The organism is Agrobacterium vacciniicorymbosi (genome assembly GCF_040427045.1).
In the GTDB taxonomy this organism is placed as follows: domain Bacteria; phylum Pseudomonadota; class Alphaproteobacteria; order Rhizobiales; family Rhizobiaceae; genus Agrobacterium.
This window is the reverse complement of sequence record NZ_JBETMF010000031.1, coordinates 1-908: the sequence shown is the minus strand read 5'-3', so window position 1 is coordinate 908 and position 908 is coordinate 1. Positions and strand designations below refer to the sequence as shown.

Here is a 908-nt window from a genome sequence, read left to right as displayed (position 1 = left end):
GTCAAGAAGGGCGACCGGGTGACGATCTACATGCCGATGATCCCCGAGGCCACCTATGCGATGCTGGCCTGCGCCCGCATCGGTGCGGTTCATTCGGTGGTGTTCGGCGGTTTCTCTCCGGATGCGCTGGCAGGCCGTATTGTGGATTGCGAATCCACCTTCGTCATCACCTGCGACGAGGGCGTGCGTGGCGGCAAGCCTATCCCGCTGAAGGAAAACACCGACAAGGCCATTCACATCGCTGCCAAGCAGCATGTGAAGGTGGACAAGGTGCTGGTGGTGCGCCGCACCGGCGGCAAGACCAACTGGGCACCGGGCCGTGACCTCTGGTACCATCAGGAAATCGCGTCCGTGAAACCCCACTGCGAACCGGTCAAGATGAAGGCGGAAGACCCGCTGTTCATTCTCTACACATCAGGCTCGACAGGAAAGCCCAAGGGCGTGCTGCACACCACGGGTGGCTATCTGGTCTATGTGTCGATGACGCATGAATATGTGTTCGATTACCACGATGGCGATATCTACTGGTGCACGGCAGATGTCGGCTGGGTGACGGGCCATTCCTATATCGTCTATGGGCCACTGGCCAATTGCGCCACGACTGTCATGTTCGAAGGCGTGCCGAACTTCCCCGATCAGGGCCGCTTCTGGGAGGTTATCGACAAACATCAGGTCAATATCTTCTACACCGCCCCGACAGCCCTTCGTTCGTTGATGGGGGCGGGCGACGAGTTCGTCAAGCGCTCCTCACGCTCCAGCCTGCGGCTGCTTGGCACGGTGGGTGAGCCGATCAACCCCGAGGCATGGGAATGGTATTACCATGTGGTGGGTGAGGATAAGAGCCCGATTGTCGATACATGGTGGCAGACGGAAACCGGCGGCATTCTGATCACGCCGCTGCCCGGTGC

The 908-nt window shown here is 59.8% G+C and carries 1 protein-coding gene; it reads left to right on the top strand.

The annotated features are described in order from the left end of the window. A partial coding sequence (locus tag ABUK73_RS23330) for an AMP-binding protein (protein WP_353579313.1) occupies positions 1–908 on the top strand: 908 nt, incomplete at both ends.